Raw genomic sequence first — 23,881 nt, forward strand, 5'->3', positions numbered from 1 at the left:
ATTATCAAACGTTAGATGAAGCGATATTATTGCTGATGCTGGAGAGTGATGCCCTAATTCAAAGTTTTTATATGTTAGCGTTTGATTAAATCTATTCAGGTCGATTCCAAAGTAAAATTTAGTTGACTTTTTCCATTCATTGCAACGTAAGGTTTTTATGAAGGTCTGGCGATATATTTCTTCGGGAACTGCACTCAGTCTCGTGTGCGTTGCGGCATTGGTGTCGCCCGCACAAGCAAGCGAAGAACAAACTGAAAGCTCATTCGAGCAACTGATCGAGGCTCATGCTCCGGAAGATGCCTCAATCGCTCCATCTGTCCTGTAAAATGGTCAATATTCTGCGGAAATTGATCGCACCGAGATTTCTGTCGATTCAGGGCAAGCAGCGAATATCGAGATCAGCGATTCCAGCGGTTCAGCTCTCCTGACGCCATTGCCTGACAAAGACCTCTCGGACGGCAAAGCATCTCAAAATGGCTCAATTCACTATGAAGTCGAAGATGGTACCAGGCTGATCACGCAACCATTGGAAGATGCCTCGGTACGGTTATCTGTAGTGATTGCGGATCCTTCACAGGCCTCAGAGTTTACCTACGATCTAATTCCTGATGGGGGATCGGCAGAAATCGTTGAAGGCCATGTCCTCATCCAAGATGCCAACGAGGAAATCTATGGAACTGTCGCAGCACCTTGGGCTGTAGATAGTCAGGGACGTCAAGTAGAAACTTCGTATGAAATTAGGGACAACCTCCTAGTTCAAAAAGTAGAACATACCCGCGCCAACACATACCCCGTTATCGCAGATCCCCTCTTCAAACGCGGGGTCATCAGTAAAGTCCTGAAAGAACGGTGGTCGTCCAAAGGTGGGTACGAGATTTCATTTAAAGTTTCCTTGCAGGCGCGATATTGGTGGGCCAGAGTCTCCAATTGGGAAAAAATCTATAAGAAAGGTCTTGAGGACCTTCAAGAGCATTACCCGCGCAGCATGAATAAAGCCACTATGCACCAGCAGTGGCGATGCCACGTGTATGGTCTTCCAGCAACTTTAACTATCGATCTGGAAGGGTGGCGCAAGAGTAAGCCCAACTGGGTTCGTTCTGAAATTCCTGCAGCGGTTAAGGCCGCAGTAAAGAAAAAAGACCCGAAGGCGGTGTCACGAGCGTGCAACTGGTAAAAACGAGTAATTGGCGATTTGTACCGCTTGTTTGTGGGACGGTCATGGGGCTTGTGCTCCTAGTGGTAGATCCGCTGCTGGCTGGGGCACCTTGGTGGACATACCCTGAAGCTGACTTATGGGTTGTTCTCTTTTTCCCCTTGATCCCTTGGTTGGGTTGTGCGGGATTGATGACTTGGCTGGGATTCGTGCTTTCTACACGTCTTAGTATTGTCTTGATCAGCTTGGTATCAATTTTCGTGGGCATCGTTCCCAGCGTATTTTGGAGGCTCTTGCTCTCTGACGCATTCCCGGAGTCAGGACCGTTAGAGATCAGCATGTACTTGTCTCTTGTTGCCGGCGCAATTGCATTACCACTGTCGATTGTCGTACTCGTCAAGACAATATTATCCAGGCGAAATCACGTGCTTCCTGAATAGCTTTCCTATTATAAAAGTGAAGCTCCCCATGCGGAGGGGAAATATGCGCGAAAAGCTGGTCAGTGAAACTCTCTGGCCAGCTTTTACTTTTGAGATTATTGACGATCTAGTTCAGCCGCAGCATTTTCGTAATACTCCTATGAGCCATTTACTTCTTCTCCATAGGACCTAGACGAGTAGTGAGCTGTCATGATGTTGTGAGACACGCGTTCGTAGGAGAATGAGTGCATGTCCAAACGTCAGAAGTTCACCCCGGAGTTCCGAGCCGAAGCAGTCGAACTAGTGATCTCCTCCCAGAAGAGCCTGGTCGAGGTCGCAGCCTCTCTAGGCATCAACGAAGGAACCCTGGGCAACTGGGTCCGCGCTTACCGCACCGAGCACCCCGAAGTGGAAACCGAGGAACGCGGACCGGTGGAATGGGCCCAGTACGAAAAGCTACGCAAGGAACTGCTGGAGGTGAAACGGGAGAACGACTTTTTAAAAGATGTCAGCGCCTATTTCGCCTCGAACAGCAAGAAATAAGCGCAGTCTTCACCTTCATCAAAGCCCATACCGGCCAGTACCCGGTGAAGTGGATGTGCCAGAAACTGCAGGTTTCCAGGGCATCCTATTACCGGTGGCTAAACCCCTGCGAGGAGCTTAGCCAAGTCCAAGCACTGCGCAGGCGCCGCACCGAACTGGTCCACACCGAATTCGAAGCATCCAACCAGGTTGCTGGGGCAGGCCAACTGGTGGACCTGCTCCGCAACAACCATGAGGAACAGATCGCGAAGTCTACGGTCCTCTCGATTATGAAAGACCTGGGAATCCAGGCCAAACGGATGAGTGCGTTCAAAACCACGACGGTGCGTGACCACCAAGCGCGAACAGCGCATATCAAGAACCATATGGTCGATAAGCTCGGCCGGCGGGACTTCCGCTCTTGCCGGCCTGGGGCGAAGCTGGTTTGTGATATCACCTACATGCGCACCGGCGAAGGCTGGTAGTATTTGGCGACGGTCATCGATTTGTTTTCGCGTCAGATCGTGGGCTGGTCAATGGGCGAGAACATGCAAACTCAGCTGGTCATCGATGCCATGGAGCTTGCCGCGTCGCGGGGCTTTATCCAGTCTGGCAGCGTGTTCCACTCGGACCGGGGAACGCAGTACACCTCGGACGCGTCCCAGGCATGGTGCGCTGCCCACGGCGTGCGGCAATCGATGGGGCGCACCGGGGTGTCCCTGTGATAATGCCGCGATGGAATCGTTCTTTGCCCTGCTGCAAAAGAACGTCCTGGACCGCAAACGGTGGCGAACCCGAGAAGAGCTCCGAATCGCAATCATCACCTGGATCGAAAGGACCTACCACCGACGCCGCCGGCAAGCTGGCCTGGGCCGATTGACCCCCATCGAATACGAGACCATCATGAACCCGGTCGCACTCGCGGCCTGACACCCCAACTGTCACCTGTTCGTGCGGCAGTCCCCGATCACGGCGCGCATCATGACTTTGCCTGTCTGCTTGTCGGGTTCACGGTAGGCGGCGACCATGCGCTGGTAGATATCCCAGGTCGTTTTGACCTCGACATGCTCCGGGGTCGCGAAGATGGCTTCTAACCGTGCGCGCTGCTTCGTGGTGAGCAGGTTCGCCCCGGTATGCAGGGTCCGGCGGGCGCGGTAGAGCGGGTCGCCCGCGCGACCGCGGTGACCGAGGGTGGCTTGCTGAATGCGTTGCCGGCACCGGTCCAGGGCGTCGCCAGCGAGACGGACGACGTGGAAGGGATCCATCACCGGGACCGCGTCGGGGAGCTCCTCCGCAGCGGCGGTCTTGAACCCGGTGAATCCGTCCATCGCGACGACTTCGATCCGGTCGGACCAGTCCTTCGGCCGCGCCTTCAGCCACTGCTTGAATACGGCCTTCGAACGCCCCTCGACCATGTCCAGCAGGCGTGCTGGGCCGGTCTTGTCACGTGTCGGGGTCAGGTCGATGATCACCGTGACGTACTTGTCACCGCGGCGCGTATGTCGCCAGACATGCTCGTCAACACCGATCGTGGTGACCCCATCAAACCGGTGTGAGTCATCGATCAGCCGCCGCTTACCCTCCGCGAGGATCGCACTGTTCGCCGTATGCTAGGACGCCCCCAGAGCTGCCGCGGCGCGAGAGACGGTGAGGTGATCAATGACGATGGCGCCCAACGCCCAGTCGAGCCCGCCGCGGGAGATTTTCGCTCTCGCTGGTGCCGCCTGATCGGTGTCTTGCCGCCATGTCCGCCCGCAGTGCGCGCACCGGTAGCGGCGCACCCGCACCAACAGCGTCGTGGGGCGATGCCCGAACGGTTCGTGCGCCAACCTGCGGGCCACCGTGTCACGCATCACCCCTTCGGTGCCGCACTTGCGACACCAAGGATCCGGCTCAGCGACCCGGCACTCGATCACCGCCCGATCCGGCGCGAGACGTTGCCCGACGGCTACGAGACCGAGCTCGTCGAGGCGGCAGAACGTGGTCAGATCAGGGGTCGCGAAGGTAGCGTGGAGCACGTCGAGGTCTTTCAGATGGACAGCCTAGGAACTTCCATCATGGAAGACCTCGACCCCTATCCAGAAACCAACGCGACTACACTCTCAACTGCGAAGAGCCGCAAAAATGCGGTAACCCTGCACGAAGTATGGGCGGATGTACTGGCTTGCCACATCGCCCACCGCGCTGTTCTGGACCTTCTCGTCGGGAAAGTTATAAATCACGCTGAGAAAGAGATGCACAGCCACCAGCGCCATCGCGATGGCCGAGACCACCCGAGCGGCACGCGAAATAACGGGGCGAGCTTTCTTAGACACGAAACCCTCGTTTCATCCTTCGACGCTATCGCGCAGTATGACGTTCCCGCAGAAACGATGCCGGGGGCATCGAGGCGGCCAGGTCTGCTGTCGATACTGGCGTTCCGCAAGGCACCCTGGGCACCTGGGTACGTAGTATCGGGAGGAGCATCCCGACCTGTGAGCGGACCTGGAGAAGGGCGGCTTTTCGATCGCATGGCGGTGTCGGGTTCCGCCGATGTCTCCGACGTCGTCCTACCGGTAGCGGAACCGGAAACCGACAACAGCGCCACACAGCGCTGTTCGATGCCGTGCCGGCCGAATACGACGACGTCTGCGACGATCGATAGCCGAATCAGTCGAGCGCGCTCCGTGCTCTGAGTGCTCAATAGGCAGGTTCGAGACGGTCGTTACGAACGTTTCCCGAGCCTGCCGTGCGATGTACCGCGACCAATCGTCGCTCGTGGACGGTCGAACAACAGCGCCGTCATCCCCGCGGTGATCGCCGCCAGCGCCCACCAGAGTCCGGCCGCGGTTCCGCCGGTGCCAGCGAGCGGCTCATCGGGATCACCGGGTGGGTCTTCCGGTTCGCTCGGAATGATCGCTTCGTCGTGTGCCAGTGTCACGCGCAGAGCGAACGATGCGCGATCCACGCGCAGATCCGCACCCGACGTGGCATCGTGCGGAAAGACCAAGGCGATATCGAGGGCGACGACCTGCGTGGGATCGACGCGGGAGCCGTAAAGCTGGGCGTCCGACAGCTCAGAGAACGACACCTCGACGCTGGCGGAACCTTGCTCGCGCACAACGAGGGCGAGCTCGTCGTAAAACGGATCCGGCGAGCTCGACGCCAGGGCGACATCTTCGGCGATAATCGTCAGCGTCGCCGCGTCCTCAGAGTCGTTGCGCACGAACAACGTCGTCATGAGCACGTCGCCCGGAACCAACGTCGCCGGCTCGAATAGTGCTGGCAGGTCGTCGTGCCAGGTGACTCCGTCGTAACTCAGGCGCAATTGCGATGCAACGGGGGAATCGGCGGCGTACGCGTCGTCCACGAATATCGTCGACGCCATCGAGAGCAGGAGCGCGGTTGCCCAGAGTGCGATAGCTGCGCTACACGAGAGCCTCATCTGGGTTGCCTTCTCATCAGTGCGCGGAGGAGGGTGAAGACGGCATAGCCGATGAGGAGTCCCCCGAGTGCTCCGACGATCCAGCCCCGCTCCGTAACGCCGAATAAGGTGGTGACGTATCCCACGTAGGGCACGGAGTAGACCACCTTGCCCATCACCTGGTCTCCCACAATCGGCTGGTCGTCTGCGCCGTTGTTGTCGCCGCGCGTCGTGAACGTAAGGTCACCGTCGGCCTGGTATCCGACTTCGACGATGCGGTGTGTCACGAGCATCGGGTCGTCGGAGACCGGCTGGAACGTCACGACGTCTCCGATCGCCAGAGTCTCCGGGTCGACGGACTGCGAGACCACCAGGGTGCCCGGGGCCAAGACCGGCTCCATCGACGAGGTAAGCACGGCGAGAGGAACGGCCCCGATCAGCCGCGGGATAACGAGCACGAGTGCGACGACGGCCATGACCAGCGCGAACACGACCCACCCGATGAAACGCAACAGTCCGCGCCACAGGCGAGGTTGTGTGTGCTGCGTCATGATGGTGTCCTGCAGTAGCTCTGGCTGAGGTCCGGCTGAGGATAGATCGTGATTGTGTTGCTCTTGGGGCCCAGCCAACCGCTGGCGTAGACCGGTCGCACATACACTTGCATCGGTGAGTTGTCGGGCGGCAGGTTGTAGAACTCGGTGCCGCGGCCGTGGAACAGGTAGTTGTAATTATCCGAATTGTCCAACGGCGCGGAACTGGGTGCCCACAGCTGGTCCCGTGTCACGCCGCCGACGATCCGGTAGACCCTGAAGTTGCTGAACACCGGCGCGATCTGATCGCGGTACAGATAGTACACGCTCTGAAAGTCCGCGCCGATGCTGTCCGCGTATCCGTTGTGAAACACTGGTCCTCGGCAACTCAGCCATTGCCCGTTATTCACGGTGATTGCCGGGTAGCCCGCCGTGGCGGAGACCGAGGCTTGTGCGTTCGCCGACCATTGCGCCGAAGCGGGGAGCGCTAGTGCGCCCGCACCGATCATGAGGAGTGCCGCGAGCGGCAGCTGCCATCGCCGCCGTCTACGCGATTGCTCCCGCGCGCTCATCGGGTGCCCTCACCCGTCGCGGTGATGGTGAAGGTCGTCTCCGCCCCGCTGAGCTCGATGCCGCCGACGTCGGGCGGAGTTCCAGCTGGGATCGTGAACCGTATGCACAAGTGGGTCGTCGCGGAATCCGCAGCCGGAGCAACGAGTGACTCGGTTACGACCAGTGCGCTCAGTTCTGTGAAGCCCCCACCGCTGCCGTACACCTGCATCCCGTCGGGTAGTCCGGTGGATGCGCAGGAGGCTCCCGCATCGCTCTGGGTGAAGACCTGAGCGTCAATGATGCCGTACAGCGTCGACGAGGCCGACGAGGTGTCAGAGAGGATGGCTGCGAGCGTGTAGTCGAGCCCGAGATTGCCGGATGCCTGGCCGGCGAGCGCGATCTTCGTGGCGATGACGCCACCAGGGTAGAGACCGCTTAACGGTCCGATCGTCACCTGTGATTGCCCGTTCATCGTGAGTTCCAGGGTGCCCGAGTTAACGGTGGTGCCTTCGACGGCCTCGGAATCGTTCCACAGCGCCGCAGTCGTACCGGTCCCCACGAGGAGGACCAGCGCGACCGCTGCGATGGTGACGGCGAGACGTTTCAAACGGGCTTCCTTATCCGGGCGCGGGCGTTACCGGGCGTCCTGCTGTAAGGTGATTGTCATATCGCTTAGGTTGATACTCTCGGCCTGCGCGGTCGTGCCCGGTGTGCTCTCATCGAACACGATCGTCACGGTCACGTTGATCACCTCGCCATCGTTGGCGCTCGTGATGACCCCATCGGTAACCGGCTCACCGCCGACATCTGTGAACGTCTGGGTGACCGTAGTAGCTGCGAGCAATGCCGCATCACCGGTAGCCGCGACCGGATCAGACACATCGAGGGTGGCTGAAAGGTTGTCTCCCGATGCGTCGACAGTGAAGGCGGCCGTGTACTCGATCGTGTCTCCGGGCACGATGAGGAAGTCCGCGATCGTGATCGGCTCCGGTGTCGTGGTCGAGATGTCGTTCCACTCGGGTGTGCCCGATGGCGTGAGTGCCAGGGTGCCGGAGTTCACCGTGCCCCCGTTCACGTTTGCCGAATCGCTCCACAAAGCGAACGTGGTCCCGCCTGTAAGCAACACGACACCGAGCGCTCCCGCGATCGTGGCTTTGGTCACTTTCCTCATGCTTCCCCCTGCTCCATGATGATTTACGTGGGTATCAATATAACACGACTTGACGTTGATACTGGTAATTGCCGCGGGACTGCCGCACTGATAGGTGACATCTGATCTGGTTTGCCCGTAGGGCGGCCTGGAAGGATGTGCACCATGCCCGCTCCCTACCCACAGGAGTTCCGCGAAGATGTCGTGCGCGTGGCCCGGTCCCGTGAGGACGGCGTCAGTCTCGCGCAGATCGCGAAGGACTTCGGCGTCCATGAGATGACGCTCCACAAATGGATCCGCCAAGCCGACATCGACGACGGCAACCGCCCCGGAAGGAGCCGGGAGGAGTCGACCGAATTGCGCGACGCCCGCAAGCGGATCCGGCTGCTGGAGCAGGAGAACGAGGTCCTCCGCCGCGCAGCCGCCTACCTCTCGCAGGCGAACCTGCCGGGAAAAGGCTCTACCCGCTCGTGAGCGAGCTCGCCGCTGACGGCATCTCCGTCGTGGTGTCCCTGCGGGCCCTGAAGCTCTCCCGCCAGCCTTACTACCGCTGGCTCAAACACCAGGTCACGGAATCAGAGATAGTCGAGGCGTATCGCGCCAACGCGCTGCTGGACGCCCACCACGACGATCCCGAGTTCGGCTACCGGTTCCTCGTCGGCGAAGCGGCAGGAGCCGGCGAGGAGATGTGTGAGCGGACCGCGTGGCGGATCTGCCGAGACAACCAGTGGTGGTCCGTGTTCGGGAAGAAGCGCGCCAAGAACGGAAAGCGCCCCGGCCCGCCAGTCCACGACGACCTCGTCAAGCGGGACTTCTCCGCCGATGACGTCAACGAACTGTGGCTCACTGATATCACGGAGCACTGGACCGACGAGGGCAAGCTCTACCTCTGCGCCATCAAAGACGTGTTCTCCGGCCGCATCGTGGGCTACTCGATCAGCGACCGAATGAAGGCCCGTCTCGCGGTGAACGCCCTGGACAACGCAGTATCCCGGCGTCGCGACGCGGCCGGTTGCATCGTCCATTCGGACCGCGGATCTCAGTTCAGGTCCCGGAAGTTCGTGCACGCTCTGAACCCTCATCACCTCATCGGATCGATGGGGCGCACCGGGGTGTTCCCTGGGATAATTCCGTGGCCGAGTCAACGTTCTCGACCATCAAGAACGAAATGTATCATCACCGGGCATTTACCAGCAGGGTGGCAGCGCGGACCGCGGTGATGGAATACATCGAAGTTTGGTACAACCGGAAACGACCGCATACAGCTAATGGAGGGCTCAGCCCCCAAGCAGTTCTGGACCCGTATTGGGAAAGGAATTCTCTGGCCCTTGCGGCTTGAGAATAATTAGCAAAGATCAAAGATCGTGTCTCAGAAACTTGACCAGCTCAGTCCTCGGCGGTGTGCTGCGTGCGTGCACGAAAAATGCTCCCCTGGAAGTAGTTCTGATTTCTCAGTCCAACTTCCGGGGGATCATTCTATGATCTTGCCAATCTTTTGAAAATCACTTCAAAAATGATTTAGTTGTGCCTAAACCACTCTTCAAACGTTGGGATTGTGGCGCTTCCAGACTTAGAATTAATGATCTTGCACGGTGCCACAGCTGAGTAGCTTGACCAATTAAACTTATAGCCTCGGGCACCTAACTGTAGCCGTTTAGTGGTCTTTGATGTATTTTTCCAAGAGTAAGAATCAGTCGCAGTAATTTTCGTGCTGCTGCTCATGCTGGTCTCATACTTGATATTAGCAACTTTGTACACTTCGAGTGAGGCACCTCCTGTTGATGTTCGGCCAACAGTTGTGCTTGAGCCTTTGGTGATTTTGTAGGATACGCCTGGATCGAGCCATTTCTTTGGGTAGGAGCCAGTCATGAAGACTGCCTTGCCTTTTGAAACGCTTGCATGATTTCCTACCTCGCTACACGCCGCGGGGGATGCGATGTCAAGGTAACTTTTGTTATCCGCAGCTGCTGCTGGAAAGGCAATTCCTGATACCAGCAGAGCTGAAGCCCCTAATGCCAGAATTCTGTGTAGTGGCTTCGTTTTGTTTCCTCAATTTCGAAAATAGACACAGCAAGCTCAACTCTCCCCGTAACGTCCAGAGCGTCGGGTAACTCTGTTGGGATTAGTACTCTTGTGGTGAATATTTCAACTGAATTCTTTGTACAAGAATCCGATTGAATACCTGATTTCAATGGTTCAGAATCTGCACTGAAGTCAACACGCCAAGGATCTCCTTTTTCATCGGAAGTACGGCACATGTAAGAAACAAGTAGCGACTTCTTGTTCTTCCCAGAGATCTTCGGGATACTCAACTCACCGTCTGGCTCAATTAATCCTTGAGTGACAAATATCAGTTCAGGATCAGAAGATTCGTCGTTGCGCTTCTTAGAGAGTTCAGTGAGACGGGCAGGGTCAAATGATTCATAGACTGATTGGACTTCCTTAATTTCGGCTGCCTTCTCGGGGCTTTCCTGCGTTGCAGTTGCAGCAGAGGGGTTGGCTGATGGTTCAGCTGGAGCTTCTGTGCATGCTGTGAAAAGTAGCGGCGAGACAAGCACGAAAGCCGCTACCCCCGCTTTAGAGCGAGTGCCAAGTGAATTATTTGGTTTCATAACTTATCTCTAACTCAGATTTACGAACAATAAGCATAAGGTTACAACGTAAATGCCGCTCTGACTAAAACTTATGTGAATCTTGTAACTTTTAAGATTAAATGACAACTTGCTTTGCTCTTTGGACTAAATGACTCCAAAGTATTCAACGCTCTACTGTTGCTAGGCGATGACTCGGTAGCCGTTGCCGTTGGCTTCTTGGGTGGCCAGGTAGAAGAATCCGAGGATGCCCAGGGGCACGGCCATGAAGTTGAGCAGCACGAAGACCGTAATTCGCAGTGCCAAGGCAATGAGAAAGAGTGGCCCCCAGAGCACGATTCCGGCTAGCCCGTCGCGGATTGGGCCGGTGAGGCGGAAGTATGTTTCCCGTGCCAGGGGGAAGAAGAGCACGTTTGCGCCGGCAAAGATCCAGATGACCAGGTCGGCGGGGTTTTTCATGGCGTAGTTGAAGGCCATGAAGGTGCCCCAGAAGGCCAGTGCCAGGATGAAGCTTGAGACCGGGCGGGTGCATTTGGTGTTGGCCCAGGCTCCGATGATGTATTTCATGGTTCCTCCTACGGTCTTTGCTCAGTCTAATGGGGTTATGGGACAGTTTGGATCTCAGTAACCGGCTTGTGCTTGGCGTGCTGCGTGGAGGGCGGCGCGTGCTTTGGCGGCTCCGGTGGCTGCGGCGCTTTGGTGGGTCGGCCGGCTGGCGGTGAGCTTGGCGCGGCGCTCGGTGGTGGCGCGTGCGTGAGCGCGTGCGTGAGCGCTGGCGGCGTCCATGCGCTGGGATTGGCTGAGCATGATTTCGCCTTCGGTGGTGACCCATTGCAGCAGCCTGAATTTCAGTGCTCCGCGCAGGGCGCGGCAGTGGTCGATGTAGGACTGAGTGTCACGGTTGTATTGGGGGAGTGGCCCCCAGGATTCGCGGTTGTGGAGTCCTGGTGTGGTGCGCCAGTTCAGGGCGTGGTGGATGTCTGCGACTGTCCAGGCGGTGAGCCCAAAAGAGCGGGAGCTGATAGCCAAGGTGGCGGACGAGCTTTCACTGGGGGCTAGCTAGTTTGCCGGTGCCAAAAGGCAGCGGCGATCTGGTTCGCCGCCGTCCATCGGGGTAGGCTGTGGCGTATCTTCGAGCGAAAGCGAACCGATTCCCATGCCGCGACCCATTAGATTCGACCATGTAGGCATCACCGTTGCCGACCTCGAGATGGTGACCGGCTTCTTTGTCAGCCTGGGGCTGGAAGTGGAAGGCAGGGCGAACGGGCTTGAAGGCGAGTTCTTGGAGACCGTCTGCGCTGTGCCCGACTCGCGCACGAACATCGTGATGCTCAAGGCTCCCGGAACAGATGTGGGAATCGAGCTGTCCAGTTTTGAGAAGCCTGGGTATCTGCCGTGCAACCCTAAGGCGATGGCCAATGAGCTGGGGCTGCGCTCCATCGCCTTCGAGGTCGATGACCTGCAGGCCACGGTGGATGACTTGAACCAGCACGGCTATCCGCTGATCGGCGGCATCGGACACTATGAAGGCGTGTGGAAAATGGCATACATTCGCGGACCTGAGGGGATCATTGTGGCGCTAGCCCAGCGCTTGAACGGTTAACCACCCGATGCCCGCACCCAGAATGCTTTGGGATACGGGCATCTGCCAGGCTGGGGGTTAGCCCTTGGGCTTCTGCAGCGACTTCTCGCTGATTGGCGCGTTATCGCTGGCGCGCAGCTTGCGGAAGTACTCCATGGCCTCGTTCTGGCGTTCTGCTTCGCCGCCCGAGGAGATGTCCGCACGCAGGTGGTCCTGGGTGTAGGCGAAGGCCTCGACCAGGTCCTGGGCATGCGGGCGCAAGCGGGCCAGCAGGCGATTGAGGTAGCCAGGCAGGGTGCGAGCACGCTGCATGGAGAGCAAGCCATTGGACAGGTACCAGCCCAGGTCATCTTCGATCAGGCTCAGGGCGAACACATCGCGCAACCAGGTCAGCACCTCCTTGGTGGCCGCATCCGAGGTATTTTCCAAGGCAGCGGTGAACGCTTCCCAGCGCAATAGCTGGCCATGATCGCGGGCGGCGGAGATCAGCAGGTCCTGGTTCTCATTGAATGCCGCAGCGCCCTTGGCCTTGTCCTTGCCAGCAGTGCGCAGGGCGCCGGCAACTTCTGCCACCTTGGCCTTGATGCGGCCGGTGAGCAGCGCGCGCTGGTTGTCCGGGTCCTTGAAGAAGTTGGCGCTCTTGCGCTCATCGGAGATATCGGCGAAGGCCTGGCCGACGCTGCGCAGGCCCGTACGGTGCAGCGCAGTGGTGCCCACCTGCTTGGCCACGTACAGAGCCATCGCGCCGGTGTCCAGCTTGCGGAATTCGGCGGCGTAGTCGGTGAGCAGGCGCTTGCCCACCAGCTGCAGCAGCACGTTGTTATCGCCCTCGAAAGTCACGTAGACATCGAGGTCAGCGTAGAGCTGGGTGAAGCGGTTCTTGGCGATGTACCCGGCGCCGCCGCAGGCCTCGCGGGCCTCCTGCAAGGTGTCCAGCGCATCCCAAGTGCTCAGCGGCTTCAATGCAGCGGCCAGGGTTTCCAGATCCTGGCGGTCCGTGTCGGTGTCTTCGCGGCCGGAGAAGACCGCGTCGAACTTCTCCAGCAGCCCATCGTGGGCGAAGGAGGCAGCGTAGGTGCGGGCCAGACGGGTGATCAACCGGCGCTGGTGGCGCTGGTAGTCCAGCAAGGTGGTTTCCTCGGTGTCCGAGGTGGAGTTGAACTGGCGGCGCTGGTTGCCGTAGGTGATTGCGATCTGCAGGGCGATCTTCGAGGCGTTGGTGGCGGCGCCATCAAGCGATACGCGGCCCTGGACCAGGGTGCCGAGCATGGTGAAGAAGCGGCGTCCCGGGGAGGGAATCGTCGAGGAGTAGGTGCCGGTTTCATCCACGTTGCCGTAGCGGTTGAGCAGGTTGGTGCGCGGCACGCGGACGTTGGTGAAGTGCAGGCGGCCGTTATCGATGCCGTTCAGCCCGCCCTTCAGCCCGTCATCTTCGCCTCCGATGCCTTCAAGGAAGTTGCCTGCTTCATCGCGGATCGGCACGTAGAAGCAGTGCACGCCGTGGTTCACGCCCTTGGTGATCAGCTGCGCGAAGACGGTGGCGGCCTTGCCGTGCAGGGCGGCGTTGCCCAGGAATTCCTTCCAGGCGGCCTTGAACGGAGTATGGATGACGAACTCATCGGTGGCTTCGTCGTAGGTAGCGGTGGTGGCAACTGCGGCCACATCGGAGCCGTGGCCGATTTCGGTCATGGCGAAGGCGCCGGGGGTGTCCAGGTTCATCGCCCCTGGCAGCCAGGCTTTGTGGTGCTCTTCGGTACCCAGGTGCAGGATCGCCCCGGCGAACAAGCCCCACTGCACACCGGCCTTGATCTGCAGCGACGGGTCGGCAGCGACCAGTTCCTCGAAGGCGGCGATGGAGCCGCCGTGGTCATTCTGTCCACCGAATTCAGTGGGAAAGGCGCGCTGGACGGCTTCCTGCTGCACCAGGATGCCCAGCTGGCCCAGAACGCGTTCGCGGTGCTCATCCATGCCCAGCAGCGGGTCACGCTGCAGCTGCGGATCCGCGGCGCGGGCGCGGGAGGCCTTGCGGATTTCGGCATAAGGACCGAAGAGCTGTTCGGACAGGGCGTTGACGTTGATGCGGTTCTCGCTCATGACGTACCTTTCATTCAATGGTGAGGAAGAGATGGATGCTGGTAATTCAGCGGGTCTTTGGTGCATTGGTGGAAGCGATGCCGTAAGCCAGCCAATTGGTCAGTTCTTCGGCCAGCGATTCCAAGCTCGGTTTCTGCTCCGAATCCGGTTGGCGCAGCCAGCGTTCGCCGGCGGCCCGAACCATGCCCAGGGCCGCGCGCGGCCACAGGTCCAAGGTGGCGGTGGTGGCCTGCTGGTCGTAGAGCTTGAGCAGGCGTTCACTGATCAAGGCGGAGGCTTCTTCGAAGAAGGTGGTCAGCGCCCCGGCTGCTTCATCTTCGGCCGAGCGCGGAGCGCTGGTGACGAAGAAGTAGAGGTTCGGGCTGTTGGTGGCCAGCTCCAAGTAGGCGGAGACCATGGCATGCAGCGCGCTGACTTCATCTTCCTTGGCTTGGCCTGCGGCGATGACGCGTTTGCGGAAGTCGTTGATGACCATGGCGCTCAGTGCCTGGCGCAGGCCTTCCTTGTCGCCGAAGTACCGGTAGTACACCGGCTTGGAGGTCTTTGCGTGTCCGGCAATGTCCTCCATGGAGACCTGGGGACCGAGCTTGTGCACGGCTTTGCGTGCCAATTTGAGCAGTTCCTCGTGGCGCGCGGTGCGATGCGCTTCCCAGCGAGCTGCCCGGCCGTCGGTCTCGCGGTCGATTTCCTCAGTGATCTTGTTCACGTAACTCAGAGTATCATGTACTCTTGGTTACAGTAATACTTGTCACACCAGAATATTTGTAGGAGTTCAACGAACATGAGCCAGCCTTCTGTGCGCAACGCCGTGATCATCGGTGGCAACCGCATTCCCTTCGCCCGTTCCAACACCGCCTATGTGAATGCGTCCAACCAGGACATGTTCACCGCCGCACTCGAGGGCCTTGTTGCCCGCTACGGACTGCAGGGACAGCGCATCGGTGCAGTCTCCGGCGGTGCGGTGCTCAAGCACTCCAAGAACTTCAACCTGATCCGCGAATCGGTACTCGGCTCCTCGCTGGACCACGCCACCCCGGCCTACGACGTGCAAATGGCCTGCGCCACCGGCATGGAAGCCATCGGCTCGCTGGCCAACAAGATCAAGCTCGGCCAGCTCGACTCGGCCATCGGCGGCGGCGTGGATACCACCTCCGACGCGCCCATCGCCGTATCCGATTCGCTGCGCGCGATCCTGATGGAACTATCCCGTGCCCGCTCCACCAAAGCCAAGCTGGCCGCGTTGGCCAAGCTGCGCCCAGGCCACCTGGCCCCAGCGGCTCCAGGCACCGGCGAACCACGCACCGGACTGTCCATGGGCGACCACCAGGCGATCACCACCAAGAAGTGGGGCATCACCCGCGAAGCACAGGATGAACTGGCCTTGGCCAGCCACAAGAACCTGGCTGCAGCCTATGATCGCGGTTTCTTCAACGACCTGATCACCCCATTCAACGGCCTGGCCAAGGATAACAACCTGCGCGCCGACTCCAGCATGGAAAAGCTGGGCAAGCTCAAGCCGGCCTTCGGCAAGAACCTGGGCGAAGCAGCGACCATGACCGCTGGCAACTCCACCCCGCTGACCGACGGCGCCTCGGCAGTGCTGCTGGGCAGCGAAGAGTACGCCCAAGCCAACGACCTGCCAATGCTGGCGAACTTCGTGGACTTCGAAGCCGCCGCGGTGGACTTCGTGCACGGCGAAGAGGGCCTGCTGATGGCTCCCGCCTACGCCACCGCCCGCATGCTCAAGCGCAACAACCTCACCTTGCAGGACTTCGATTTCTACGAGATCCACGAAGCCTTCGCCGGCACCGTGCTGTCCACGCTCAAGGCATGGGAAGACGAAGAATTCTGCCGCGAGAAGCTTGGCTTGGATGCCCCGCTGGGCGCCATCGACCGGTCGAAGCTGAACGTCAACGGCTCCTCGCTGGCAGCCGGACACCCATTTGCCGCCACCGGCGGCCGCATTATCGCCAGCACCGCAAAGATGCTGCATGAAAAGGGCTCGGGCCGCGCACTGATTTCGGTCTGTGCCGCAGGTGGCCAGGGCGTCGTCGCAATTCTGGAGGCTCGCAACTAATGGCAGACAAGTACATGGAACTGGTCAACACCGGGCTGACCAAGAAGCTGGCCACCATGCTCGGCCTGCCGCGTCCGCCGCGGCTGCGCCGCTACAGCCCGGATGCCGCGCTGCTGCCCGGTCCGGTACTGATCCTCGGCGCTTCGGCCAAGGCCCAAGACTTGAGCGACACCTTGGTCTCCTGGGGCCTGGATGTGCGCCGCCACGACGCCGGGGATGCCAAGCTCGGCGCTCTGGTCCTGCTGCTTGACGAGCTCGAGCGCCCCACCGACCTTTCGCCGCTGATGCTGGCGGCCGGACAGGCGGTGCGCAAGCTGCTTCCCGGTGCACGCGTCGTCGCCATCTCGCGGGAAACCACCGATGAAGATGCCCCAGCGCTGGCCGCCGTACGCCAAGGAATTGACGGCGCGGTGCGCTCCCTGGGACGGGAAATGCGCGGGGGAGCCACGGCCAACGGCATCGTGCTTTCCGAAGGCACCCACGTGGCCAGCCCTAGTGCGCTGGCCGCTGTGCGCTTCTTCTTCTCCGGACGCAGCGCGTATGTTGATGGGCAGTTCCTGAACGTGCGCACCAACGACGGCGTGCTGCCAGCCGATTTCGCCAAGCCGCTGGCTGGCAAGGTCGCTGTGGTCACCGGGGCCGCCCGCGGCATCGGGGCGGCTATCGCCAAGACCCTGTCCCGAGATGGCGCCCAGGTAGTCGTGGTGGATATGCCGCAAGCCGGAGAAGCACTGGCCAAGGTGGCGAACTCCATCGGTGCAACCACCTTGCAGCTCGATGTCACTGCGCCGGATGCCGGACAGCAGATCATGGATCACGCCATCGGCCGCCACGGCTCGCTGGATCTGGTGGTCCACAACGCCGGCATCACCCGCGACAAGCTGCTGGCCAACATGGATGCCGGACGCTGGGACTCGGTGATCGCGGTGAACATTGCTTCGCAGCTGCGCATGAACGAAGCTTTCCTGGCCGCCAAGCTGCCCGGGTTGCGCATCGTTTCGCTTGCTTCCACCTCCGGCATTGCCGGAAACCGCGGCCAGACCAACTATGCCGCTTCCAAGGGCGGGGTAATCGGCATGGTGCACTCCAGCGCCAAGCTGTTTGCAGAAAAAGGCGGCTCCATCACCGCGGTGGCCCCTGGCTTTATTGAAACCGAAATGACCGCCAAGATCCCATTGGGCACCCGCACCGTGGCACGCATGGTGCTGCCTTCGCTGATGCAGGGCGGCTTGCCGGTAGACGTGGCTGAGGCCATCAGCTTCCTGGGATCCGATGCGGCAGCCGGGCTGAACGGCCAGGTGCTGCGCGTGTGCGGCCAGTCGCTGGTAGGTGCCTAGATGGGTGCGCAGATCGTAACAGCGATTCCCTCGATGGCCTCGGTTTATGCCAAGGCCGTCAAGACGCTGAACCGAAAGCCCAAGAACCCCGTGCTTCCCGATACGGTGCTGGTCTTCCAGGGTGCCGTCGCGGATCCGGTGAAACTGAGCGAGTACCGCAAGGCCGTGGGCGCGCCGATGACCGGTGTGCTGCCGAGCCTCTATGTGCATTCCTTGGCGTTCCCGCTGGCCATGAGCCTGATGGTGCAAGATGATTTCCCCCTGCCGCTGCTGGGCATGATCCACCTGACCAACCAGGTCGATGTGGCTGCGCCGCTGGCTGAGGATGAGGTTTTTGACATCGAGGTGCACAGCGAGAATCTTGTGGCTCATGCCAAGGGCGTGACCTGCGATCTCGTGGTGCGCATCGTGGTGGACGGACAGGACCGGATGCTGCTGCGCAGCACCTTCCTGGCCAAGGGCGTGAAGCTTGCAGGCGAAGCTCCGCAGCAAACCACCCAGGTGCCATTCTCCGCGCCGCAGCGTACCGCCAGCTGGAAGCTGGATGCCGGAACGGGACGACGCTGGGCTGCGGTGGCCGGGGATTACAACCCGATCCACCTCTCGGCACTCAGCGCCAAGGCGTTGGGGATGCCTGCGGCCATTGCCCACGGCATCTATCTGGCCGCCAGGGCGTTGGCTGGAATTGAACCGGCCCAGGGCAACTACTCATGGAATATCGAGTTCAAGACTCCGGTGGTCCTGCCAGCCAGTGTGGATCTGGCATTCGCCGCGCAGGCTGAAGGATTCACGGTGAACGCGTGGCATGCCCGCAAGGGCAAGCCGCACTTCGAACTCGAATTGGTTCGTACCGAGTCCTAGAAAAACACGGTTGGCTGCTCTTGGTTTTCCAAGAGCAGCCAACCGTGTGCTTTAGCCGCAATCTACAGTTGCGACTTGGCCATCCGATAGCTGGCCAAGGTCTCTACCGCCGCGCGCTCCCAGGTGAACTCGCCAGAATGTTCCAACGCTCCGTGGCCGGCCAAGGTGATCTGTTCGGGCTCGCGAGCTAACTCAATCAGCTTCGCTGCCCACAGCTGCGGATCGGGTTCGGGCATCAGCCAGCCAGATTTGCCATCGTGCACCGCGTAGCTCAAGCCGCCCACCGCGTTGGCCAGCACCGGGGTGCCGCAGGCCTGGGCTTCGGCGGCCACGAGTCCAAAGGTCTCCGAAAGCGATGGCACAGCGACCACATCTGCGTTCGAAAAGACCAGCGCCAGTTTTTCGGGGGATAGTGGATCGTAGAACCGCACGACATCGGTCAGCTCTTCGGCTGAGGCCAATGCCGGCAGGTCGTAGTCAGTAGATCCGGAGAGCGCCCCGAACAGCGATGCGGTAATGCGCAGCTCGGGAGCTTCACGTCGGGCGATGCCCATGGCTTCAAGCAACAGGTGGGCGCCCTTAAGCGGTTGCATGCGTCCGGCATAGACCAGATGCAGATCATCCTCACCCAGCGGCCGGCGCAGCTTGTCCTGGTTCGGGTGGAAAATACGGTGGTTGACCCCGGGCATCACGACATCAAGTTTGCCCGCAGGAACCGAGTAGAAACGGGCCAGTTGCTTGGCTTCCACCGGAGTATTGGCGATGATCCGGGCCGCTTCAGCCAGCAGCAGCGTTTCGGCGCTCTTGCGCTCGGCGGGCTCGCTGATCCCTGATTCATGTTCCTTGGCCGCCGCTGAGGTGTGCATGGAGACCAGCAGCGGAACATTCCACTGGGCCGATAGCTGCAGCCCCACCATGCCCGAAAGCCAATAGTGCGCATGGATGATATCGATCTTCAAGCCCTGCAGATGTGCGTTGATTTCCTGCACGGCAGGATCGATGATCTGCGCGAGGTCTTCCTTGCTCAATTTCTGTTCTGCGGCGACCTGTACCAGATGCATCCACACGCCCTCGCTGACCTGAAGCGATTCTGATTCGTTGGCGGTGCGGGTGATCATATGGACTTCGTGGCCCAAGGCTCCAAGCGCGTAAGAAAGGTTCTGGATATACACGTTCATGCCCCCTGCATCGCCAGAGCCGGGTTGCTGCATGGGAGAGGTATGCAGGGACAGCATGGCAATGCGCATTAGAGAGCTCCAGTAAGGCTAGGGGAGTGACGGAATTTTTCATTCAAAACTCCGCCTTTGATGCTATCAAGAAGCCAGGTCGAGCATCTTACTGTTCGCTGAATTCCAATGCTCCACCATCGATTGGCCTCCGTGGCCATCGTTCTCGCAGATGACCAGTTCGGAGTTCGGCAAGGCTTGATACAGCCTCCACGCGGTGCGCACCGGTCCGGAGATATCGCTGCGTCCGTGGATCAGCACCGCCGGCAGATGCGCAATACCAGCCATGTTCTCGAGCAGTGGAGGATCGCAGAACCCATCGTGTGCCCAGAAGTGCGTGGTCAGCCTTGTCAAGGAATGACGCAATCGCTGGTCCTGCCAGCGCGGATCACGGATCACCTGTTCACTTCCCAAGGAAATATGGGTATCTTCCCACAGCGCCCACTGCTGCGAAGCGGCATCGCGAAGGGATAAATCGTCGCTGTTCAGCAGCTGCGCATAGGCTTCAACCAGCCGCAGGCTTCCGGCGGCATACCCGGGAGCATGCTCACGAGCGAATCCTGCCAGGAGATCCCATGCTTCAGGGAAGATGGCTCCTACGGTCTCGGTAATCCAGGTGACTTCTTCGCGGCTGGTACTGGTGACGGCAAAAAGCACCATGCCGATGACACGCTGTGGATGCGCTTGCGCATAGGCCAGTGCCAAGGTTGATCCCCAAGAGATTCCATTGAGAATCCACTTCTCAATGCCTAGGGAAATGCGAAGCTCCTCGATATCTGCAATCAACTGCTGCGTCGTGAAGCTGTGAATGCTGGTTTCTGCATCTGCCGCTGAGGGGATGGATCGTCCGCAGCCACGCTGTTCGAGACCAATGAGCCTGGTACGAGCCCGGTCCCATCGATTGCGATAGCCGCCAGCCCCAAGCGTGCTGCCTGGGCCTCCGTGCGAATGCAGCGCGGGGATGCCGTCAGGCACTCCGGATTCTTCCCAATACACGTGGTGCCCACCGGCAACGGGCAACAGGCCATGGAGTGCATCAGCATTCTGCGGGGCGGGGGATGTCATGTGAACAGCCTATGCCTGATGCGCTGATGCAGTGGAAGTGCACTCGCTCATCTCCAGACGGAACTTCTAATTAAGCCGAGTTCCTGCCGACAACGAATAGGCACAATGAAGTTTTCCATCATCGAACGCAGTGCCGCGTATTTTATTGATCTGATGGAACCCGCAGAACGGGAGATCTGGGAATCTAATGTGCCAAAAGGAGCACTTGATACTGAGCTCGCTTAGGCTGCGCTGGGACTACTCAGCTTCGTTTTCTTGGCCAGCAAATAAATGGTGATCGTTGAAGGAACGAGAGCAGTTGCCATCGCTAACAAAACTCGGGCGCCCTGCGCCTTAGGACAAGGCCAGGTGCCCTCATACTGCGGCAACATCACGTATGTTTCTGGATGTATGAAAATTCCGAAAGCCGATTCTTCCATGCAAATTGCTCCGTCGCCCGGTGTTGCGGGCGAGCTAAGCAGGTAAAGCGCGATTGCGTGAGCTACGCAGATAATGAAGAGGCCGGATAAGGCCATCGATTGATGGTTAGTATTCTTCTGCCGATATGCCATGAAGAAAAACGCAAGCAAGCTGACGCCAATAACTATGTACGACAAGTAGCCAATAAATTCGTTCAACTCTCCCTACTTATTATCTAGTCGTGAGATTTGGCGTACCGAACTATTTTGTAGACTCTATCCTATTTAGGCGTTGTTGAGTGACGCCGCAATGAGGATGCTAAGCCGGTGAGAGTTTTTCTGATGGCCGAAGAATTTGTCGAGCTTGCGTGGAATCGAACCACTTAGCTGAAGCAAAAATTTCTTACCCTTGGAGAATGAAGATCCGTAGCTAGAACGTGGGGTCTTCTTTTTAGTGGGGAAGACGGTAAGGGGCTCTAGAAAGATCTGGCGGTGCGGTGGCGTCAGCCCCCTGAACGCGTTGGGGCATGTGCCCAACTTGTGTAAGAAGACCTGCCGATTAAATAAAGAAATCCCCGGTTGACCGAAGTCAACCGGGGATTCTACCTGTGCGCGAAAGGGGACTTGAACCCCTACCCTCTAAACGAGGACTAGCACCTCAAGCTAGCGCGTCTACCTATTCCGCCACCCGCGCAGGTTGTCTGTTGTTCGCGTTGTTATCGCTGGCAACGAAGTAAAACTTTACCACCCTCAACTGGGGATTTCCAATCGACGAACTCTGGGTCGCTCTTGCGTGAAATCCCCGGAATTCCGCGGGAAAAGCGGGTTTGATTAGAGGTTTAAGGGCCAATATTCGAAATTCTGTGTCGAGCGTCACGGAAAATTGGTGCGATTTGCCTAGTGAAGTCCGGGTTTGGCTTCTTTAGTCGGTGTTCAGGCCCAGTCGCACGGCCAGCTCCACGGCATCGAGCACCTCGTTGAAGACGGCACCACCAGGTTCCATCCCGCGACCAGCGGCCAAGCTGGGCAGGGCTACGGGTGAAAATCCCAGTGCTTGGGTAAGTTCACAGACCGTACCAGCATTCTCACTGCTGTCCGAGGCCACACCCAGGGCGCGCTGCGCGGCCTGCTTGGTTGCACGGTCTGCGTCCATGTCCCAATGGCTGATGTGATTCAAGGCCTTGACGACATGAGAGCTCTTGAAATGGGCTGCGATCGCTTCGGAACTGGACAAGCCGGCGTCCAAGGCAGATTCAAACCAGTGGGGAAGGGGTTCATCTTCCCAACGGTTGGTCGCATCGATGAGCAGCGTACCTGCCAAGGAGGAGACATCAATATCATCGAGTTCTTCCTGCGGAACCATCAGCACCACCAGATCAACATCGTGCGCAATGTCCTCGGCCAGTACTCCGGTGGCGTGGGAGGCGTACTGTGCCAAGTGGTACTTCAGCATCCTTGGTGGCCGTGAAGCTGCAATATGCACTTCAATGCCAGCTGAAGCCGCTGCGCGGGCGAGGGCTGTTCCAGCGCGGCCCGCTCCAAGGATTCCAATCCGTTTGATGCTCATATCACCAGCCTAAACGCGAAGGCCGTGGTGGCATGCAATTTATTGCATGCCACCACGGCCTTGAGCAGGCCCAAGAGGGTCACGGCGAGGAATGGCATGAACAGCGCACCGAGCACGCCGTAGGCCAGGATCAGCGCAATTGGCTTGTCCAGCAGGAACAGCACCATTGGCGGGAAGGTCAGCCACAGGACATAGAACTTGAAGTACTTGCCGCCGGTCAGGGTATCCGGGTGGTTTGCCGGCTTCTTGCGCATGTGGCCCCAGAAATCAGCGAACATCAGCGAAACACCATTCCATACGCCGATGATCGACGAGAAGGAAGCGGCCCAGAAGCCAATCAGGAAGCCATTGCCAACTACGGTGCCGTATTCGGCTTTCAGCACGTCGCCCAGTTCAAGCAAGCCCTTGTCGCCACCGGAGATGGTCACGCCAGCGGCGCGAACAACTTCAGCGCCAACGATGAGCATGGCAAGCACGAAGATACCGGTCATGACGTAAGCCATGGAGTTGTCGATGCGCATGACGCGCATCCACTTAGGGGTGTACCAGCCCTTTTCACGCAGCCAGTAGCCGTAGGCTGCCAAGGTGATGGTGCCGCCAACGCCGCCGGCTAATGCCAGGGTGTAGACCACGCCGCCCTCTGGAATCATCGGGATCAGGCCCTTGAGCATTTCTGGAATGTTCGGAACAGCGATGAATGCCAAGCCGACCACGGTGATGAACATGATGCCCACCAGCACGGCGGTGACCTTCTCGAAGAAGCTGTACTTGCCGAACCAGACCATCACGAAGCCCAACAGGCCCATGATGACTGCCCAGATCTTCAGATCCACAGCCGGCATCAGCGCAGCCAGCGGGAGAGCCGCGGAACTCATTGCCGTCGCGCCGTACACGAAGCCCCAGAGGATGATGTACGGACCGAAGTACCAAGTGGTCCACTTGCCCAGGGTCTTCCAACCCTCGAAAATGGTCTTGCCGGTTGCCAAGGTGTAGCGGCCGGCGCCTTCAACCAAGACGATCTTCAAGATCACGCCGACAATCACTGCCCACAGCAGGGCGTAGCCGTACTGGCTACCGGCTACCAGGGTGGCAACCATATCTGCTGCGCCAACGCCGGTGGCGGCAACTACGAGGCCGGGTCCGATAACTTTCCAGCGCGGTGGTCCGCCGCCGTCCAGGTCGGCGCGTGGCGCCTGGGTATTTTCGCTCATCTAGTATTCCTTTGACACAGTGCGAGTCCACCATGGACTTGCGTCAGCAGTGACGCGGACCACGGGGGCATGAGATCGTATTCAATCTTGGTAGTGATCTTCCTTACGGGCAAACTCCCAGTCAAGTACTAACACTTTCTTAG

The 23,881-nt window shown here is 59.3% G+C and carries 21 protein-coding genes, 1 tRNA gene and 3 pseudogenes; 7 read left to right on the forward strand and 18 right to left on the reverse strand.

Annotation, left to right across the window (positions count from 1 at the left end; translation table 11 throughout):
* Nucleotides 1–433 precede the first annotated feature (433 nt).
* Together AB4Y71_RS09735 and AB4Y71_RS09740 are read left to right on the forward strand one after the other, a co-directional pair.
* Nucleotides 434–1,174 (forward strand): hypothetical protein, encoded by a 741-nt coding sequence (locus AB4Y71_RS09735; RefSeq protein ID WP_441720021.1) that lies wholly within the window; start codon nucleotides 434–436, stop codon nucleotides 1,172–1,174.
* Nucleotides 1,175–1,821: 647 nt separating this feature from the next.
* Nucleotides 1,822–3,024: pseudogene (locus AB4Y71_RS09740) on the forward strand (IS3 family transposase).
* Nucleotides 3,025–3,053: 29 nt separating this feature from the next.
* On the opposite strand, the pseudogene AB4Y71_RS09745 reads toward AB4Y71_RS09740, so the two are convergent.
* The 7 genes and pseudogenes from AB4Y71_RS09745 to AB4Y71_RS09775 form a co-directional block, all read right to left on the reverse strand.
* Nucleotides 3,054–4,112: pseudogene (locus AB4Y71_RS09745) on the reverse strand (ISL3 family transposase); the annotation flags it as partial.
* Nucleotides 4,113–4,196: 84 nt separating this feature from the next.
* A complete protein-coding gene (locus AB4Y71_RS09750) occupies nucleotides 4,197–4,409 on the reverse strand; it encodes a hypothetical protein (protein WP_441720023.1) in 213 nt (70 codons plus the stop codon).
* Nucleotides 4,410–4,798: 389 nt separating this feature from the next.
* Nucleotides 4,799–5,443 (reverse strand): hypothetical protein, encoded by a 645-nt coding sequence (locus tag AB4Y71_RS09755; protein WP_441720025.1) that lies wholly within the window; start codon nucleotides 5,441–5,443, stop codon nucleotides 4,799–4,801.
* 71 nt (nucleotides 5,444–5,514) lie between these two features.
* On the reverse strand, nucleotides 5,515–6,048 hold the full coding sequence (locus AB4Y71_RS09760; RefSeq protein ID WP_441720028.1) for a signal peptidase I: 534 nt from the start codon (nucleotides 6,046–6,048) through the stop codon (nucleotides 5,515–5,517).
* Nucleotides 6,045–6,536: a hypothetical protein gene (locus tag AB4Y71_RS09765; RefSeq protein WP_441720031.1), complete on the reverse strand. Its 492-nt coding sequence runs from the start codon at nucleotides 6,534–6,536 to the stop codon at nucleotides 6,045–6,047. The genes AB4Y71_RS09760 and AB4Y71_RS09765 overlap by 4 nt, the downstream gene beginning before the upstream one ends.
* Before the next feature lie 59 nt (nucleotides 6,537–6,595).
* Complete coding sequence (locus AB4Y71_RS09770; RefSeq protein ID WP_441720034.1) at nucleotides 6,596–7,186, reverse strand: SipW-dependent-type signal peptide-containing protein; 591 nt, start codon at nucleotides 7,184–7,186, stop codon at nucleotides 6,596–6,598.
* A gap of 27 nt (nucleotides 7,187–7,213) precedes the next feature.
* Nucleotides 7,214–7,750 (reverse strand): alternate-type signal peptide domain-containing protein, encoded by a 537-nt coding sequence (locus tag AB4Y71_RS09775; protein ID WP_441720037.1) that lies wholly within the window; start codon nucleotides 7,748–7,750, stop codon nucleotides 7,214–7,216.
* 144 nt (nucleotides 7,751–7,894) lie between these two features.
* On the opposite strand from AB4Y71_RS09775, the pseudogene AB4Y71_RS09780 reads away from it, so the two are divergent.
* A pseudogene (locus AB4Y71_RS09780) lies at nucleotides 7,895–9,068 on the forward strand (IS3 family transposase).
* A gap of 670 nt (nucleotides 9,069–9,738) precedes the next feature.
* On the opposite strand, the gene AB4Y71_RS09785 reads toward AB4Y71_RS09780, so the two are convergent.
* The 3 genes from AB4Y71_RS09785 to AB4Y71_RS09795 all read right to left on the reverse strand — a co-directional run bounded on the left by AB4Y71_RS09785 (nucleotide 9,739) and on the right by AB4Y71_RS09795 (nucleotide 11,349).
* The gene (locus AB4Y71_RS09785; protein ID WP_441720039.1) at nucleotides 9,739–10,341 is read right to left on the reverse strand and encodes a hypothetical protein; all 603 of its coding nucleotides are present in this window, start codon (nucleotides 10,339–10,341) and stop codon (nucleotides 9,739–9,741) included.
* A 162-nt stretch (nucleotides 10,342–10,503) separates the two neighbouring features.
* Entirely contained in the window at nucleotides 10,504–10,887 is a 384-nt protein-coding gene (locus AB4Y71_RS09790; RefSeq protein WP_441720042.1) for a hypothetical protein, read from the reverse strand.
* Nucleotides 10,888–10,941: 54 nt separating this feature from the next.
* Entirely contained in the window at nucleotides 10,942–11,349 is a 408-nt protein-coding gene (locus tag AB4Y71_RS09795; protein ID WP_441720045.1) for a hypothetical protein, read from the reverse strand.
* 127 nt (nucleotides 11,350–11,476) lie between these two features.
* Here AB4Y71_RS09795 and AB4Y71_RS09800 point away from each other — a divergent pair, with 127 nt between their 5' ends.
* On the forward strand, nucleotides 11,477–11,923 hold the full coding sequence (locus AB4Y71_RS09800) for a VOC family protein (RefSeq protein ID WP_441720048.1): 447 nt from the start codon (nucleotides 11,477–11,479) through the stop codon (nucleotides 11,921–11,923).
* Nucleotides 11,924–11,980: 57 nt separating this feature from the next.
* On the opposite strand, the gene AB4Y71_RS09805 is transcribed toward AB4Y71_RS09800, so the two are convergent.
* Together AB4Y71_RS09805 and AB4Y71_RS09810 are read right to left on the reverse strand one after the other, a co-directional pair.
* Nucleotides 11,981–13,996, reverse strand: coding sequence for an acyl-CoA dehydrogenase family protein (locus AB4Y71_RS09805; protein ID WP_441720050.1), 2,016 nt, complete (start codon nucleotides 13,994–13,996; stop codon nucleotides 11,981–11,983).
* Between the two features lie 46 nt (nucleotides 13,997–14,042).
* Entirely contained in the window at nucleotides 14,043–14,702 is a 660-nt protein-coding gene (locus AB4Y71_RS09810; protein WP_441720053.1) for a TetR/AcrR family transcriptional regulator, read from the reverse strand.
* A 75-nt stretch (nucleotides 14,703–14,777) separates the two neighbouring features.
* Here AB4Y71_RS09810 and AB4Y71_RS09815 point away from each other — a divergent pair, with 75 nt between their 5' ends.
* The 3 genes from AB4Y71_RS09815 to AB4Y71_RS09825 are packed head-to-tail and all read left to right on the forward strand — an operon-like array spanning nucleotide 14,778 to nucleotide 18,271.
* On the forward strand, nucleotides 14,778–16,073 hold the full coding sequence (locus tag AB4Y71_RS09815) for an acetyl-CoA C-acetyltransferase (protein WP_417363616.1): 1,296 nt from the start codon (nucleotides 14,778–14,780) through the stop codon (nucleotides 16,071–16,073).
* Entirely contained in the window at nucleotides 16,073–17,410 is a 1,338-nt protein-coding gene (locus AB4Y71_RS09820) for a 3-oxoacyl-ACP reductase (protein WP_441693316.1), read from the forward strand. The genes AB4Y71_RS09815 and AB4Y71_RS09820 overlap by 1 nt, the downstream gene beginning before the upstream one ends.
* Entirely contained in the window at nucleotides 17,411–18,271 is an 861-nt protein-coding gene (locus AB4Y71_RS09825) for a MaoC family dehydratase (RefSeq protein ID WP_441720056.1), read from the forward strand. It begins immediately after the preceding gene.
* Between the two features lie 62 nt (nucleotides 18,272–18,333).
* Here AB4Y71_RS09825 and AB4Y71_RS09830 read toward each other — a convergent pair whose 3' ends face one another.
* From AB4Y71_RS09830 to AB4Y71_RS09855, 6 genes are all read right to left on the reverse strand, one after another.
* Nucleotides 18,334–19,518, reverse strand: a complete 1,185-nt coding sequence (locus tag AB4Y71_RS09830; protein ID WP_441720058.1) for a glycosyltransferase — start codon at nucleotides 19,516–19,518, stop codon at nucleotides 18,334–18,336.
* A gap of 66 nt (nucleotides 19,519–19,584) precedes the next feature.
* Nucleotides 19,585–20,562 (reverse strand): alpha/beta fold hydrolase, encoded by a 978-nt coding sequence (locus AB4Y71_RS09835; RefSeq protein ID WP_441720061.1) that lies wholly within the window; start codon nucleotides 20,560–20,562, stop codon nucleotides 19,585–19,587.
* Nucleotides 20,563–20,783: 221 nt separating this feature from the next.
* Complete coding sequence (locus AB4Y71_RS09840) at nucleotides 20,784–21,179, reverse strand: hypothetical protein (protein WP_441720064.1); 396 nt, start codon at nucleotides 21,177–21,179, stop codon at nucleotides 20,784–20,786.
* A gap of 390 nt (nucleotides 21,180–21,569) precedes the next feature.
* Nucleotides 21,570–21,654 (reverse strand) — tRNA-Leu (locus AB4Y71_RS09845).
* 228 nt (nucleotides 21,655–21,882) lie between these two features.
* Nucleotides 21,883–22,527 carry an NADPH-dependent F420 reductase gene (locus AB4Y71_RS09850; RefSeq protein WP_441720067.1) on the reverse strand — a complete coding sequence of 215 codons (645 nt, stop codon included), beginning with the start codon at nucleotides 22,525–22,527 and terminating at the stop codon, nucleotides 21,883–21,885.
* On the reverse strand, nucleotides 22,524–23,738 hold the full coding sequence (locus tag AB4Y71_RS09855) for an Nramp family divalent metal transporter (protein ID WP_441720070.1): 1,215 nt from the start codon (nucleotides 23,736–23,738) through the stop codon (nucleotides 22,524–22,526). The genes AB4Y71_RS09850 and AB4Y71_RS09855 overlap by 4 nt, the downstream gene beginning before the upstream one ends.
* Between the last annotated feature and the right edge of the window lie 143 nt (nucleotides 23,739–23,881).

This window comes from Glutamicibacter sp. MCAF14, from assembly GCF_052114325.1.
Classification (GTDB): domain Bacteria; phylum Actinomycetota; class Actinomycetes; order Actinomycetales; family Micrococcaceae; genus Glutamicibacter; species Glutamicibacter arilaitensis.

What these genes read in the sequence shown, in the direction of transcription:
- AB4Y71_RS09855 (WP_441720070.1), bottom strand. Translation starts at nt 23,738, where the DNA reads ATGAGCGAAAATACCCAGGCGCCACGCGCCGACCTGGACGGCGGCGGA.
- AB4Y71_RS09825 (WP_441720056.1), top strand. Translation starts at nt 17,411, where the DNA reads ATGGGTGCGCAGATCGTAACAGCGATTCCCTCGATGGCCTCGGTTTAT.
- AB4Y71_RS09835 (WP_441720061.1), bottom strand. Translation starts at nt 20,562, where the DNA reads ATGACATCCCCCGCCCCGCAGAATGCTGATGCACTCCATGGCCTGTTG.
- AB4Y71_RS09830 (WP_441720058.1), bottom strand. Translation starts at nt 19,518, where the DNA reads ATGCGCATTGCCATGCTGTCCCTGCATACCTCTCCCATGCAGCAACCC.
- AB4Y71_RS09815 (WP_417363616.1), top strand. Translation starts at nt 14,778, where the DNA reads ATGAGCCAGCCTTCTGTGCGCAACGCCGTGATCATCGGTGGCAACCGC.
- AB4Y71_RS09790 (WP_441720042.1), bottom strand. Translation starts at nt 10,887, where the DNA reads ATGAAATACATCATCGGAGCCTGGGCCAACACCAAATGCACCCGCCCG.
- AB4Y71_RS09775 (WP_441720037.1), bottom strand. Translation starts at nt 7,750, where the DNA reads ATGAGGAAAGTGACCAAAGCCACGATCGCGGGAGCGCTCGGTGTCGTG.
- AB4Y71_RS09785 (WP_441720039.1), bottom strand. Translation starts at nt 10,341, where the DNA reads ATGAAACCAAATAATTCACTTGGCACTCGCTCTAAAGCGGGGGTAGCG.
- AB4Y71_RS09805 (WP_441720050.1), bottom strand. Translation starts at nt 13,996, where the DNA reads ATGAGCGAGAACCGCATCAACGTCAACGCCCTGTCCGAACAGCTCTTC.
- AB4Y71_RS09850 (WP_441720067.1), bottom strand. Translation starts at nt 22,527, where the DNA reads ATGAGCATCAAACGGATTGGAATCCTTGGAGCGGGCCGCGCTGGAACA.
- AB4Y71_RS09765 (WP_441720031.1), bottom strand. Translation starts at nt 6,536, where the DNA reads ATGATCGGTGCGGGCGCACTAGCGCTCCCCGCTTCGGCGCAATGGTCG.
- AB4Y71_RS09760 (WP_441720028.1), bottom strand. Translation starts at nt 6,048, where the DNA reads ATGACGCAGCACACACAACCTCGCCTGTGGCGCGGACTGTTGCGTTTC.
- AB4Y71_RS09800 (WP_441720048.1), top strand. Translation starts at nt 11,477, where the DNA reads ATGCCGCGACCCATTAGATTCGACCATGTAGGCATCACCGTTGCCGAC.
- AB4Y71_RS09820 (WP_441693316.1), top strand. Translation starts at nt 16,073, where the DNA reads ATGGCAGACAAGTACATGGAACTGGTCAACACCGGGCTGACCAAGAAG.